General features: G+C 73.9%; 13 protein-coding genes and 3 tRNA genes. 7 read left to right on the forward strand and 9 right to left on the reverse strand.

Annotation, left to right across the window (positions count from 1 at the left end; translation table 11 throughout):
* Positions 1-134: 134 nt before the first annotated feature.
* On the reverse strand, positions 135-629 hold the full coding sequence (locus ACFWXO_RS30255; RefSeq protein WP_270147090.1) for a DUF3145 domain-containing protein: 495 nt from the start codon (positions 627-629) through the stop codon (positions 135-137).
* Positions 630-994: 365 nt separating this feature from the next.
* Complete coding sequence (locus tag ACFWXO_RS30260; protein WP_380527557.1) at positions 995-2,020, reverse strand: NADP-dependent oxidoreductase; 1,026 nt, start codon at positions 2,018-2,020, stop codon at positions 995-997.
* A 105-nt stretch (positions 2,021-2,125) separates the two neighbouring features.
* Here ACFWXO_RS30260 and ACFWXO_RS30265 point away from each other — a divergent pair, with 105 nt between their 5' ends.
* Both ACFWXO_RS30265 and ACFWXO_RS30270 read left to right on the forward strand, forming a co-directional pair.
* Positions 2,126-2,590, forward strand: a complete 465-nt coding sequence (locus ACFWXO_RS30265) for a MarR family winged helix-turn-helix transcriptional regulator (protein ID WP_375887716.1) — start codon at positions 2,126-2,128, stop codon at positions 2,588-2,590.
* Between the two features lie 117 nt (positions 2,591-2,707).
* Positions 2,708-4,210, forward strand: coding sequence for an LCP family protein (locus ACFWXO_RS30270; RefSeq protein WP_375887713.1), 1,503 nt, complete (start codon positions 2,708-2,710; stop codon positions 4,208-4,210).
* A gap of 7 nt (positions 4,211-4,217) precedes the next feature.
* Here the strand turns inward: ACFWXO_RS30270 and ACFWXO_RS30275 are convergent, their stop codons facing one another.
* The 5 genes from ACFWXO_RS30275 to ACFWXO_RS30295 form a co-directional block, all read right to left on the reverse strand.
* Positions 4,218-5,150 carry a 1-aminocyclopropane-1-carboxylate deaminase/D-cysteine desulfhydrase gene (locus tag ACFWXO_RS30275; protein ID WP_380527560.1) on the reverse strand — a complete coding sequence of 311 codons (933 nt, stop codon included), beginning with the start codon at positions 5,148-5,150 and terminating at the stop codon, positions 4,218-4,220.
* An 86-nt stretch (positions 5,151-5,236) separates the two neighbouring features.
* Entirely contained in the window at positions 5,237-5,866 is a 630-nt protein-coding gene (locus ACFWXO_RS30280) for a GPP34 family phosphoprotein (protein WP_375892551.1), read from the reverse strand.
* Between the two features lie 51 nt (positions 5,867-5,917).
* Positions 5,918-6,145 (reverse strand): hypothetical protein, encoded by a 228-nt coding sequence (locus ACFWXO_RS30285; RefSeq protein WP_380401618.1) that lies wholly within the window; start codon positions 6,143-6,145, stop codon positions 5,918-5,920.
* A gap of 10 nt (positions 6,146-6,155) precedes the next feature.
* Positions 6,156-7,103, reverse strand: a complete 948-nt coding sequence (locus tag ACFWXO_RS30290) for an SPFH domain-containing protein (protein WP_380527562.1) — start codon at positions 7,101-7,103, stop codon at positions 6,156-6,158.
* A gap of 429 nt (positions 7,104-7,532) precedes the next feature.
* Positions 7,533-7,606 (reverse strand) — tRNA-Ile (locus ACFWXO_RS30295).
* 190 nt (positions 7,607-7,796) lie between these two features.
* Between ACFWXO_RS30295 and ACFWXO_RS30300 the strand changes: the two genes are divergently transcribed.
* The gene (locus ACFWXO_RS30300; RefSeq protein ID WP_380527564.1) at positions 7,797-8,642 is read left to right on the forward strand and encodes a trypsin-like serine peptidase; all 846 of its coding nucleotides are present in this window, start codon (positions 7,797-7,799) and stop codon (positions 8,640-8,642) included.
* A gap of 128 nt (positions 8,643-8,770) precedes the next feature.
* Positions 8,771-9,520 (forward strand): trypsin-like serine peptidase, encoded by a 750-nt coding sequence (locus ACFWXO_RS30305; protein ID WP_380527566.1) that lies wholly within the window; start codon positions 8,771-8,773, stop codon positions 9,518-9,520.
* Between the two features lie 147 nt (positions 9,521-9,667).
* Here the strand turns inward: ACFWXO_RS30305 and ACFWXO_RS30310 are convergent.
* Positions 9,668-9,740: transfer RNA gene (locus ACFWXO_RS30310), tRNA-Asn, on the reverse strand.
* A gap of 62 nt (positions 9,741-9,802) precedes the next feature.
* Positions 9,803-9,875: transfer RNA gene (locus ACFWXO_RS30315), tRNA-Asn, on the reverse strand.
* A gap of 241 nt (positions 9,876-10,116) precedes the next feature.
* Between ACFWXO_RS30315 and ACFWXO_RS30320 the strand changes: the two genes are divergently transcribed.
* The 3 genes from ACFWXO_RS30320 (at position 10,117) to ACFWXO_RS30330 (ending at position 13,510) form a co-directional block, all read left to right on the forward strand.
* Positions 10,117-10,410, forward strand: a complete 294-nt coding sequence (locus ACFWXO_RS30320) for a hypothetical protein (RefSeq protein WP_380527567.1) — start codon at positions 10,117-10,119, stop codon at positions 10,408-10,410.
* A gap of 131 nt (positions 10,411-10,541) precedes the next feature.
* Positions 10,542-11,987 (forward strand): FGGY family carbohydrate kinase, encoded by a 1,446-nt coding sequence (locus ACFWXO_RS30325; RefSeq protein WP_375892544.1) that lies wholly within the window; start codon positions 10,542-10,544, stop codon positions 11,985-11,987.
* 119 nt (positions 11,988-12,106) lie between these two features.
* Entirely contained in the window at positions 12,107-13,510 is a 1,404-nt protein-coding gene (locus ACFWXO_RS30330) for a glutamate decarboxylase (RefSeq protein WP_380527570.1), read from the forward strand.
* The last annotated feature ends 40 nt before the right edge of the window (positions 13,511-13,550 follow it).

Here is a 13,550-nt window from a genome sequence, read left to right on the forward strand (position 1 = left end):
CCCCTGACAAAAAAATGTTGGGGGGGGGGGCGCGGGGCGGGGGGGGGCCGCCCCCCCCCCCCGGGGCCCGGGGGGGGGGCGGCCGCCCCCCCCCCCCCCCCCCCCCCGCCCCTCCATCGTGTCGTCCCGCGGGCTCAGACCACCTGGTGCAGCCAGCGCACCGGGGCGCCCTCGCCCGCGTAGCGGAACGGCTCCAGCTCGTCGTCCCAGGGCTTGCCCAGCAGCCGGGAGATCTCGGCCTCCAGGTCGGCCCCCTCGCTGCGGGCCCGCAGCAGGACGGCCCGCAGCCGGTCCTCGGGGATCAGGATGTCGCCGTGGATGCCCGTGACGGCGTGGAAGATGCCGAGCGTGGGCGTGCTGCTGTACCGCTCGCCCTCCGCCGTGGCGCAGGGCTCGCTGGTCACCTCGTACCGCATCAGCTGCCAGCCGCGCAGCGCGGAGGCGAGCTTCGAAGCGGTGCCGGGCTCCCCCTGCCAGGAGAGCTCGGCACGCCAGTGCCCGGGTGCGGCCGGCTGGCGGATCCAGTCCAGGCTCACCCGCACACCGAGCACCCCCGCGACGGCCCACTCGACGTGCGGGCACAGCGCGCGGGGCGCGGAGTGGATGTAGAGAACTCCACGTGTCGTCACCGGGACCTCCAGGCTGTGGACGAGGGTCGCCTTCCCCAGCTGCCTCGTGCCTGCAGTTGATCCACAGTTACCCACGTTAGCCGACATTAAGCTACTAAATTGAGCAAAACGGACAGGCTTTCGCTCAATGCTAGTCGAATCCTCAACGAGGTCTACCCCTCGGCCGGATCTCTCCCCCGAACGGCCCCATCGCCGGGCGGGACCACCGTACCGCGCGGCGCGGGGCGATGGATGACGCACTTTCGGATCCGGCCGGAATGCGGTAGTGCGGCCGGATCCCCTGCGCCGTGCACGCGAACCGCCCCGCGCGCCCGGTCGGGGCGGCGGGGCGGGTTCGACTCCGGACCAAGGGCCCTGACGGAGGGTCAGCCGTCCAGGCGGACCACCATCTTGCCGGTGTTGACGCCGCGGAGCAGGTCGAGGAAGGCCTCGACGGCGTTGTCGAAGCCGTCCACCACGGTCTCCTCGGAGCGCAGCTCGCCGGAGCGCAGCCAGCCGCCCACCTCGGCCACGAACTGCGGCTGCAGGGCGGCGTGGTCGCCGACCAGCATGCCCTCCAGGCGCAGCCGCTTGCCGATCGCCAGCGCCAGGTTGCGCGGGGCGGCGGGCGGGGTGGTGTCGTTGTACTGGGCGATCGCGCCGCAGAGCACCGCGCGGCCGTGCACGCCGAGGGCGCCGATCGCGGCCTCCAGGTGGTCCCCGCCGACGTTGTCGAAGTAGAGGTCGATGCCCTCCGGGGCGGCCTTGGCGAGCTGCTCGGCGACCGGGGCGTCCTTGTAGTTGAAGGCCGCGTCGAAGCCGAAGTCGTCCACCAGCTTGGCGACCTTCTCCGCCGAGCCGGCCGAGCCGACCACCAGCGAGGCGCCCTTGAGCCGGGCGATCTGGCCGACCAGCGAGCCGACGGCGCCGGCCGCGCCGGAGACGAAGACCTTGTCGCCCTCCTTGAGGGCGCCGACGGCGAGCAGTCCGGCGTAGGCGGTCAGGCCGGGCATGCCGAGCACGCCGAGGTAGGCGGAGAGCGGGCCGGCCGCCGGGTCGACCTTGACCGCGCGCTTCGCGTCCAGGGTGGCGTACTCGCGCCAGCCGAGCCCGTGCAGCACGGCGTCGCCGGGGGCGAAGCCCTCCGCCTCGGAGGCGACCACGTAGCCGACCGCGCCGCCGTCCATCGCCTGGCCGAGCTGGAACGGGGGCACGTAGGACTTGGTGTCGTTCATCCTGCCGCGCATGTACGGGTCGACCGACAGGTGGGTGTTGCGGACCAGGATCTCGCCCGGGCCCGGGGTCCGGACCGGGGCCTCGACCAGGGCGAAGTCGGCGGGCACCGGCCAGCCCTGGGGGCGGGCGGCGAGGTGCCATTCACGGGCGGTCGCGGGGGCGGCCTGCTCTGCCATGGAGGTGCTCCTTGGGGGGGTTTCGGCAGGTAAAAGGTTGAGCAACTGAAGTAACGATGGACATGAAAGGTTCATGTTGTCAACTTTTCAGGTAGACTCTGGGGCATGGACACCCAGCAGACCGAGGTCGCCACGCCGCAGTCCGACGAGATCACCCGCGAGGTCGTCGACCTGATGGCCAACCTGGTCGCCCTGTTCCATCGCGAGTACGAGGAGGCCGCCGCCGCCCGCTCGCTCACCGGCGCCCAGGCCAAGGTGCTCGCGCTGCTGCGGCGCGGCCCGCTGCCGATGCGCCACATCGCCCAGACGCTCAGCTGCGAGCCTTCCAACATCACCGGCATCGTCGACCGGCTGGAGGCCCGCGGCTTCGTCACCCGGGAGGCCGACCGGCAGGACCGCCGGGTCAAGCTGGTCGCCGCCACCGAGACCGGCGCGGCCGCCTCCGAGGAGCTGCGCGAGTCGCTCAACTTCGCCCGCGAGCCGCTCGCCGCGCTCGGCCCGCAGGAGCGCACCGTCCTGCGGGACCTGCTCCGGCGGATGCTCACCGGCGCCGCCGACCCCGGCGCGTGAGCAGCATCACAGCACTGCTGCCCGATTCGCCCGCACTCAGGAGGTAACCGAACGGCCTTCCGGAACGTCTAACGTTCGAACATCGAACGCGAGAAACGTGAAGACGGGGGGCACGGGATGAGCAGCAGCACGCGCCGGCGCCGCTACCTGCGGACCGCCATCGGCCTGGCCGCCGTTCTGGTGCTGTCGGTCGTGGGGGCGGGGGCCTGGTTCTACCACCGGCTGGACAGCAACATCACCACCTTCGACGCGGGCGGCGTCGCCACCGAGCGCCCGCCGGCCCCCGTGCCGGCCAGCCCCGGCGCCCAGGTGCCGGTCAACATCCTGCTGCTCGGCTCGGACACCCGCGACGACGGCAACAACTCGCTGGGCGGCGGCGACGAGGGCGTCGGCAACTCGGACACCGCGATCCTGGTGCACGTCTACGCCGACCACAAGCACGCCGTCGGGGTCTCGATCCCCCGCGACACCCTGGTCACCATCCCGTCCTGCAAGCTGGCGAACGGCAGCTGGAGCAAGCCCCGCACCGACCAGATGTTCAACTCGGCGTTCAGCCTCGGCGAACTCGCCAAGGGCAACCCGGCCTGCACCCAGAACACCGTGGAGAACCTCACCGGGCTGCGGGTCGACCACACCGTCGTGGTCGACTTCAAGGGCGCCGCCGCGATGACCGACGCCATCGGCGGCGTGGACGCCTGCGTGCCCAACGACGTCAACGAGTACGGCATCCAGCTCAAGAAGGGGATGCAGAAGCTCTCCGGCAAGTCCGCGGTCGACTACCTGCGGACCCGGCACGGCATCGGCGACAACTCCGACATAGGCCGGATGAAGCGCCAGCAGGCCTTCCTCTCCTCGATGATCAAGAAGGTCCAGTCCCAGGGCTTCTCCCTGCCCACGCTGCTGCCGCTGGCCGACGCCGCCACCAAGTCGCTCACCGTGGACGAGGGCCTCGGCACCGCGATGAAGCTGGTGGACTTCGCCCGCTCGCTGGAGGACATCAAGCTCTCCGACGTCACCTTCGTCACCGCCCCCTGGCGCTTCGCCGGGGAACGGGTGCGGCTGGTCCAGCCGGACGCCGACGCGCTGTGGAAGCTGCTGCGCGAGGACCGCACCCTGGACGGGCAGGGCACCGCCGGCACCGGCGCGGCCACCGCCGCCGCGGCCTCCGCCTCCGCCTCGCCGAGCGCGGGCCCCGGGACGAACGCGCCGCTCACCGCCGAACAGGCCGGCGCCCCGGTCACCGTGGTCAACGGCGTCGGCACCGCCGGGCTGGCCGGCTCCGGCGCCGAGACCCTCAAGGGACGCGGCTTCCAGAACGTCACCCTCGGCGCCAACAACCCCGGCAAGCAGCACACCGAGGTCTCCTACGACCCGACGCTCAAGACCACCGCCGACCAGGTCGCCGCGCTCTTCCCCGGCGCCCGCACCGTCGAGGAGCCCGGCTCGGGCGCGATCACCGTCACCCTCGGGGCGGACTACCGGGCGGCCGGCACCCAGCTGAACTCGGTGACCGCGCCCTCGCCCACGGCCACCGCGCCCAGCGGGATCCCGACCGGCATAGCGGAGAACACCCGCGGCGCCGACACCGACCCCTGTGCCGACCTGACCTTCGGATCCTAGGGCCCGGTTACTCCGGGTCCGGCAGGCCGGTGACCACGGCCGTCAGGCGGGTGCCGCGCACGAAGGCACCCGCCCCGGCCAGGTCGGCCAGGGCGGCGAGCAGCTTGGCGACGTACCGGCGTTCCACCGGGATGCCGTGCCGGCGTTCGAACTCCGCGGCGAAGGCGTCGAGTTCGGCCGGGACCTTGCCGTAGCCGCCGCCGTGGTGCGCGTGGTCGATCCGCCAGTTGGCGAACTCCCGCCCGAAGCCGGCCCGGTGCAGCCGGGCGACCTCCGCCTCCAGGTAGCCCTCGCCGCCGCGCAGCACGGCCACCCCGAGCGCCCGGGCGCCCGGCGGCAGGCCGGCCGCGATCCCGGCCAGGGTGCCGCCGGTGCCCACCGCGCAGCAGACCACGTCGTCCCCGCCCAGGTCGGGCAGTTCGGCCGCGATCGCGGCCGCGCCGACCGCGGCCAGGGCGTTGGAGCCGCCCTCCGGGAGCACCAGGCAGCGGCCCCAGCGGCGCTCCACCTCCGTACCGTCGCCGGTGCCGTCGCCGGTGCCGTCCCCGGCGAGGGCCCGGCCGGTGGCCTCCCGGTAGGCGGCCCGGGTGAGGAACTCCAGCCGCATCCCGGAGCGTTCGGCGGCCCGCAGCGACCAGTTGCGCGGCCGGTCGGCCAGCTCCTCGCCGCGCACCAGCCCGACGCTCTCCAGTCCGAGCGCGCCGGCGGCGGCCGCGACCGCCCGCAGGTGGGTCGAGTAGGCGCCGCCGAAGGTCAGCAGCCGGGTGTGCCCCTGTTCGACGGCGGCGGCCAGGTTCGGGGCCAGCTTGCGCCACTTGTTGCCGGGGACGGTCGGGTGCAGCAGGTCGTCCCGCTTGAGTCTCAGCTCCACCCCGGCCCGGGCGAACACCCCGTCGGTGCAGTCCACCAGCGGGGTCGGCAGCAGGGCGGGTTCGAGCATCCGGCCAGCTTACGGGCCCGGGACGCCCGCCGGCCCGGACGCCCGTTCGTTCGGCGTCCGGGCCGGCGGGCCGCGTCCGGGGCGGGTCAGCCCGTCCCGGCGTCCGCGTGCTTCGCGTTGACGGCCCGGCGCAGGGCGCGCGGGACCGGGCCGGCCGCCGGGGCCAGCTTGTCGATCCGGGCCCGGAACTCGCGCCGGTGGCGCCAGGTCAGGGCCGTACTCAACCGGGCCGCGTCGACCAGGGCGACCAGCGCCGCGTCCGCCGGGTCGACCCGGCTGAACGGGCCGCTCAGCGCCGAGGTGACGCTCGCCGCCAGCGCCTTGCGCACCCGGGGCTCCGCCAGGGTGACCCGGGCGACCGGGAAGATCCCGAGCACCCGGTGCTCCTCGACCCGGATCCGCCCGGCGGCCGCGAGCCCGTCGCGGACCACCCGCGCCGACCGCCCCCGGCGCCCGATCCAGCTCCACCAGGTACGCCGCCGCCCCTGGCGGATCTGCTCCAGCAGCGCGGCGGAGAGCGGGTCGAGCCCGCCGGTCGGGCCGTCGACGGCGGCCGGGTGCCGGCCGTCGTCACGGATCAGCCCGCGGCGGAGGAGCTCGGTGAGCGCCGCCGCCCGCAGGGCCAGGTCCAGGTCGGTCGTGCGGGTGAGCCGCCCGCGCTCGGGGTCGTAGGCGAGCAGGTAGAGCTTCTCGGGCAGATTGACGGGAAGGTCCATCTCGGTCTCCGAAGGATCAGGGACGATCTGCGGAGCGCCCGGCCGCTGCGGTCAGTCCTCGGCGGGACCGCCGTCCTCCGGGCTCTCCTTGGGCGGTCGGCCGCGCCGGGGAAGCCGGGCCGCGCCGCTGGGCATCCGGCCGGCCTCGCCGAGGGCGCGGCGGAGCACGAACTCGATCTGGGCGTTGGTGCTGCGCAGTTCGTCCGCGGCCCACCTCGCCAGTGCGTCGTGAACCGAAGGATCCAGTCGCAACAGGAGCTTCTTCCGTTCCGTCGCCAACGCCGCGCCCTTACTGGTAGAGGGAGCCCGTGTTCACGACGGGCTGGGTGCCCCGGTCGCCGCAGAGCACCACCAGGAGGTTGCTCACCATGGCGGCCTTGCGCTCCTCGTCCAACTCCACCACGTCCCGCTCGGCGAGCCGGTCCAAGGCCTCCTCGACCATACCGACGGCGCCCTCGACGATCAGCCGCCGGGCGGCCACCACGGCCCCGGCCTGCTGCCGCTGGAGCATCACCTGGGCGACCTCGGGCGCGTAGGCGAGCCGGGTGATCCGGGACTCGACGACCCGCACACCGGCCGAGGCGACCCGGGCGGCGATCTCGGCGGACAGCTTGCGGGCGATCTCGTCCGCGCCGTCGCGCAGCGACAACTGCCCCTCGTGGTGGGCGTCGTACGGGTAGCTGGTGGCGATGTGCCGGACGGCCGTCTCGGTCTGGATGGCGACGAAGTCGACGTAGTCGTCCACCTCGAACACCGCCATCGCGGAGTCCTCGACCTGCCAGACCACCACGGCGGCGATCTCGATCGGGTTGCCGTCCGCGTCGTTGACCTTGGCGGTCTCGGTCTCGTGGTTGCGGATCCGCAGCGAGATGTGCCGGCGGCTGGTGAAGGGGTTCAGCCAGCTGATCCCCTCGGCGCGGATCGTCCCCCGGTAGGTGCCGAGCAGCTGGACCACCCGGGCCGAGCCGGGCGAGACGACCGTCAGCCCGCAGAGCAGGACCAGCGAGCCGAGCAGCACCAGTGGTCCGAGGACCACCAGCGGAACGCCCAGGCCCTTGTCGCCACCGGCGAGTTGGACCCCGCCGGCGATCAGTCCGGCGAGCCCGGCGAGCACGCCCAGCAGGGCGCCGCCGAGCACCGGCAGCCCCGGAGCTCCGGTGATGACCCGCTCGGTGACCCTCGGGGCCGGGAGGTCGAGGACGGGGCCGTCCTCGACGGAGACGTGCGGTGCGGTCATGGGACCGACTCCCCCTTGTGCGATGTGCGCCGCGCGGACGTCCGCTGCAGCTGTCAAAGTGATATCACTTTTTCGGGGCACCGCACCAGGGGTGAACGCGGTCCGACGCCGCCGGGCGCCGCAGAGCCGCCGGCCGTCGCATCCCGGGGGTTCGCCTCGCGCTCCGGCGGATCACCCGAAGTGATGCTCCGGTACGCGCAGTTGAGGACTCGATGCCCATGGGTCGGCCACCGCGTGCACGGCCGCGCGGCAGGCGGGATGTACCGGCCCCACGCGACCCGGAAGGCCACGGGCCCGACCGGCCCCCGGGTCCCCAGGGAGGGTGAACCTCGGCGTGTAATCGCCACGGAGGATGTTTGCGCGCGTACAGTCTGTTCTCGCCGCGCCTGGAGCCCCGTCGGCCGACGGGCCGCACGGGGGTGGGAGAAGTGGGGCGGGTGGGACTCGAACCCACGACCAAGGGATTATGAGTCCCCTGCTCTAACCGGCTGAGCTACCGCCCCGGTTCGCCGCGCGTGCCGGTCGTCGGCCACGGCAGCAGCAGACGGCCCCGCGAGGCCGTCCCGGGCAGCATAGCCGGTCGATCACCCGTGGTGCGCGCCGGGGGCGCAGCTGGGTGCGGGAGGGCGCGCGCCCGCCCCGGTGGCGGGCTCCGGGTGGCGACGGAGGGCCCGGACAGGGCAGCCTGGGCTGATGACGATGCGTGGGGCGGGAGCTGCGGCCGGAGGACTGGTGCTGGCCTTCGCGCTGGCGGGGTGCACCACCGCGGCGCGGCCCGGCACCGTCGCCCCGACGGTCACCTCGGCACCGCCCGGTGCCGCCGACGCCCACGGCTGGAGCAAGCAGCGCTTCAAGGGGGCGATCGGCAAGCACACCGGGGTCACCCGCACCGCCAAGCCCACCGTGCTCAACGGCCTGGTCGGTGCGGTGTTCACGCGCAACGCGGACGGCGACCACTTCTGCACCGCCAGCGTGGTCGACAGCGCCGGGCTCAACCTGATCGTCACCGCCGCCCACTGCGTCTGGGACCCGAGGATCGGCCGGCGCAGCGACCTGGTCTTCGTCCCCGGCTACCGCAACGGCGACACCCCGAGCGGGGTCTGGCCGCTGCTGGCGGTCAGCGTGGACGACGGCTGGAAGGACCACGCCGACCCGGACATGGACGTCGCCTTCGCCGTCGTCCAGGCGCAGAACGGGCAGCAGGTGCAGCAGGTGCTCGGCGCCAACAAACTGGGCGTCAACCGCGGCTACCAGGTCCCGGTGCGGGTGACCGGCTACCCGGGCAGCAGCGACGTCCCGATCACCTGCTCCAACACCACCACCGAACAGAGCGCCACCCAGCTGCGGATCGACTGCCCGGACTACACCGGCGGCACCAGCGGCAGTCCCTGGGTCACCGACTTCGACCCGTCCACCAGGACCGGCACCGTGGTCGGCGTGATCGGCGGCTACCAGGAGGGCGGGAACAGCCCGGACACCTCGTACAGCAGCTACTTCGGCGACCGGGTCCAGGCGCTCTACGACCGGGCCACCGGCTGACCGGGCCGGCCCCGGACCGATTCGAACACCCGGCAGTGGCGCCGCCGGGCACGGCCTGGTAGATCTTCCTCTCGAACGGCGGAACGCACGGCCCGGATGCCCGCCCCGAGGAACGAGACGGAGCCCCGATGGCCCCCCGCCCGGTGCCGCCCGCGCGCGCGGCCGGAGCGACCGCGCTGGCCGCCCTGCTGCTGGCCGCCGGCACCGCGTGCGGCAGCGGGCCGGACGCGGCGCCGAACGCCGAGGTCGCCCAGCAGAGCGCGGCCCGCGACCGGATCGGCACGCTGTCCGTCCACAGCGCCCAGGGGCCCCGGTCCTGCACGGCGAGCGTGGTGCGCAGCCCCGCGCGCAATCTGCTGGTCACCGCCGCGCACTGCGTGCAGAACCAGCGGGTCGGCCTGCTGGACGGCCTGGTGTTCACCCCCGGCTACCGCAACGGGTACTCCCCGTACGGGAGTTGGCAGGTGCAGTCGATCACCGTCGATCCCCGCTGGGCCTCCGACGACGACCCGGACTACGACGTGGCCTTCGTCACCGTCCGCCCGGCCGACGGCCGGCAGGTCGAGGAGGCGGTCGGCGGCAACCCGCTCGGCACCGGCCGGGGCGTCGGACTGGCGGTCTCGGTGACCGGCTACCCGAACGAGAGCGACGAACCGATCACCTGCGCGGTCCGGACCAGCTCGCAAAGCGCCACCCAGGAACGCTTCGACTGCGGCGGCTACACCGACGGCACCAGCGGCAGCCCGTGGGTGACCGGCGACGGCACGGTGGTCGGCGTGATCGGCGGCTACCAGGAGGGCGGGGACACCCCGGGCACCTCGTACAGCGTGGCCTTCGACCAGCGGATCGCCGACCTGTACCGGCGGGCGACCACCTGATCCCGGCGATGCCCTCCCCGGCCCGCCCGCGGCGCCGGGGCGGGCACGGCGGGGTGACGCACGCGACACCGGGGCGGACAACACGAAGGCCCCCCGGTCGTCCGAGGGGCCTTCGCTCTGAGCAGTCACCGGGCGGACCCGGTGCAGCTCCCGCAATTGGACTCGAACCAATAACCTGCCGATTAACAGTCGGCTGCTCTGCCAATTGAGCTATGCGGGATCGCGGTACTCAACTTCCGTACCACGGGCGGGAATCGGGCTCCGAGGAGCACTACTCCCGAGCTCCCCCAATTGGACTCGAACCAATAACCTGCCGATTAACAGTCGGCTGCTCTGCCAATTGAGCTATGGGGGATCGGCTTCCGCTTCGGCTCCCGTGACCCGGGCTCCTCGGCGCTCGCTGCGGGACATACATTAGCGCACTCGGGGGGGTGGTCCGCCAATCGTTTCCCCGGCCGCCCCGAACCTCCGGTCCGGCGTGCCCCGCGCGCGCCCCCGACGGCACCCGGGGATGCTGGGGGCGCGGACGGTTCGCCGTCCCGGGCAACGGGTAGGGCAATGCGGCAGAAGGCCGCCAGGAGAGGGTGGGTCCGATCATGTGGAAGCTGTCGTTGGCCGCGGGTTTCGCGACCGGCTACGTCCTCGGCTCGCGGGCCGGGCGCCGGCGCTACGAACAGATCACCGAGGTCACCCGGCGGATCGCCCGGAACCCGACCGTGCAGGGGGCCACCGACCGGGCGCGGCAGCAGGCCGGGGCGGTGGCCGGGAAGGCGGCCGGTGCCGTCGCGGACCGGGTCGGGGACAGGCTGCCGAACGCCGTCACCGACCGGGTGCCGTACTTCACCCGCTCCCGGGCGGAGGACGACGGCTGGGGCACCGTCCGCCCGTGACCGGGCGGTAGCCACCGTCCGTGACGGGGCGGTGATCCCCCGGCAAAGGAGATCCCAACGCCCGGTCCCGAACCGGCAACGGCTCACCCGGCCCGGACGCGTCCCGGGCCGGGCTGAGGCATGATCTCGACATGGCCATCGTCGCGGGGATAGACAGCTCGACCAGCCGCACCAGGATCGTCGCGTGCGACGCCGACACCGGCACCGTCCTGCGCTCCGGCAAGGCGCCCCACCCCGTCCCCGAGGACCAGGACCTGCGCCCCGGCGAGGCCGACCCGCAGGTCTGGCTGCACTCCCTCGGCGACGCCGCGGCCGGCGGCCTGCTGGAGGGCGTCCGGGCGATCGGCGTCAGCGCCCAGCAGCACGGCATGATCGGCCTGGACGCGGGCGGGGTGCAGGTGCGGCCCGCGATCCTGTGGAACGACCCGCGCTCCAGCGGCGCCGCCGCCAAGCTGCTGGACGCCCTCGGCGGCCCGGCCGCCTGGACCGCCGCGATCGGCGCCGTCCCCGGACCCACGTACACCATCGCCAAGCTGCGCTGGCTGGCCGAGTTCGAGCCGGCCAACGCCCGCCGGGTCGCCGAGGTGCTGCTGCCGCACGACTGGCTGGTCTGGCAGCTGCTCGGCCACCCCAAGCGCCGCACCACCGACCGCGGCGACGCCTCCGGCACCGGCTACTGGTCCCCGATCACCGGCGAGTACCGGCAGGACCTGGTCGAGCTGGCGCTCGGCCACGAACTCCGGCTGCCCGACGTGCTCGGCCCCGCCGAACCCGCCGGGCACACCCCCGAGGGCCTGCTGATCTCGGCCGGCACCGGCGACAACATGGCCGCCGCCCTCGGCCTGGGCCTCGGTCCGGGCGACGCGGTGGTCTCGCTCGGCAGCGCCGGGACGATCTTCGCGGTGCACGAGGAGGCCGTGGTGGACGCCACCGGCCTGGTCTCCTCCTTCGCCGACGCGAGCGGCCGCCACCTGCCGATGGTCGCCACCCTCAACGCCGCCCAGGTGCTGCGCTCCACCGCCGCCGTGCTCGGCCGGGACCTGGAGGGGCTGAGCGACCTCGCCCTGCACTCCTCCCCCGGCGCCTACGGCCTGGTGCTGCTGCCCTACCTGGACGGCGAGCGCACCCCCGCGCTGCCGCACGCCGCCGGCACCCTGACCGGCCTGCGGGCCGAGGCGATGACCCCTCAGCACCTGGCCCGGGCCGCCGTCGAGGGCATGCTGTGCAACACCGCCGACGCCCTGGACGTGCTGCGCGCCCTGGGCGTCGGCATCAAGCGGGTGTTCCTGCTCGGCGCGGCCGGCCGGCTGCCCGCCGTCCGGCACATCGCCCCGATGCTGTTCGGCGTCCCGGTCGTGGTGCCCCCGCCGGGCGCGCACGCCGCCCGCGGCGCCGCCCGGCAGGCCGCCTGGGCGCTGGCCGGCACCTCCGAGCCGCCGGAGTGGGCGCTGCCGGACGCCGAGACGGTCGAGCCCGAGGGCGAACAGGACCTGGCGATCGGGTCGGCGGTGCGCCAGCAGTACCGCGCCGCCCGGGACCAGATCCACCCGGAGGCCGCCGCCGGCCCCTCGGCCTGAGCCCTGCCGTCCGGGCCGACCCCGACCGGCCGGAGTCCGCCGGTGAGGATGCGTCACCCGGCGCCCGGTGGCAGCGTGGGTCGGGACACGGCAACCGAGGCGAAGGGCGACAGCCACCCATGGCCCTGCACAAGGGGACCGGCGACGACCGCCGGCTGAGCGTCAGTCCGTTCCTCGGCATCACCGACCCGCTGGGCGCGATGGAACTCGCCCCGCCGGTGCACCGGCTCGGCGAGGGCCCGGTCGCGGCCGACACCGCGTACCAGCTGATCCACGACGAGCTGATGCTGGACGGCAGCGCCAAGCTCAACCTGGCGACCTTCGTCACCACCTCGATGGAGGTGCAGGCGACCCGGCTGATGACCGAGTGCCTGGACAAGAACATGATCGACAAGGACGAGTACCCGCAGACCGCCGAACTGGAGCGGCGCTGCGTGGCCATCCTCGCCGACCTCTGGCACGCCCCCGACCCGGACGCCGCGGTCGGCTGCTCCACCACCGGCTCCAGCGAGGCCTGCATGCTGGCCGGCATGGCGCTCAAGCGCCGCTGGATGCGCCGCAACCCCGAGCGCTACGCGGCCGGGGCCCGGCCCAACCTCGTGATGGGCGTCAACGTCCAGGTGTGCTGGGAGAAGTTCTGCACCTTCTGGGAGATCGAGGCCCGCACCGCGCCGATGGAGGGCGAGCGCTTCCACCTCGGCCCCGAGCAGGCCGTCGCGCTGTGCGACGAGAACACCATCGGCGTGGTCGGCGTCCTCGGCTCGACCTTCGACGGCTCGTACGAGCCGGTCGCGGAGATCTGCGCGGCCCTGGACGAGCTCCAGGCGCGCACCGGCCTGGACGTCCCGGTGCACGTGGACGGCGCCTCCGGCGGCATGGTGGCGCCCTTCCTCGACCCGGAGCTGGTCTGGGACTTCCGGCTCCCCCGGGTGCAGTCGATCAACACCTCCGGCCACAAGTACGGCCTGGTCTACCCCGGCGTCGGCTGGGCGCTGTGGCGGGACAAGGAGGCCCTGCCCGAGGAACTGGTCTTCCGGGTCAACTACCTGGGCGGCGAGATGCCGACCTTCGCGCTCAACTTCTCCCGGCCCGGCGCGCAGGTCGCGGCGCAGTACTACGTCTTCCTGCGGCTCGGCCGGGCCGGTTTCCGGGCGGTCCAGGGCGCCTGCCGGGAGGTCGCCGGCTACCTGGCCGGGGAGATCGGGAAGCTCGGCTGCTTCCGGCTGCTGACCCGCGGCGACCAGGTCCCGGTGTTCGCCTTCACCACCACCGGGGACGTCACCTTCGACGTCTTCGACGTCTCACGGCGGCTGCGCGAGCGCGGCTGGCAGGTCCCCGCGTACACCTTCCCGGCGAACCGGCAGGACCTGTCGGTGCTCCGGGTGGTCTGTCGCAACGGCTTCTCCCGGGACCTCGCCGACCTGCTGCTGGCCGACCTCAACCGGCTGCTGCCGGAGCTGCGCCGCCAGCCCGTCCCGCTGCAGGACCTGGGCGTGCCGGTCCGCGAGGGCTTCCACCACTGAAGGCGATTCCGGGGGGGCTCAGCGCCCCGGGACCGCCGCG

The organism is Kitasatospora sp. NPDC059088 (assembly GCF_042738155.1).
Taxonomy (GTDB): domain Bacteria; phylum Actinomycetota; class Actinomycetes; order Streptomycetales; family Streptomycetaceae; genus Kitasatospora.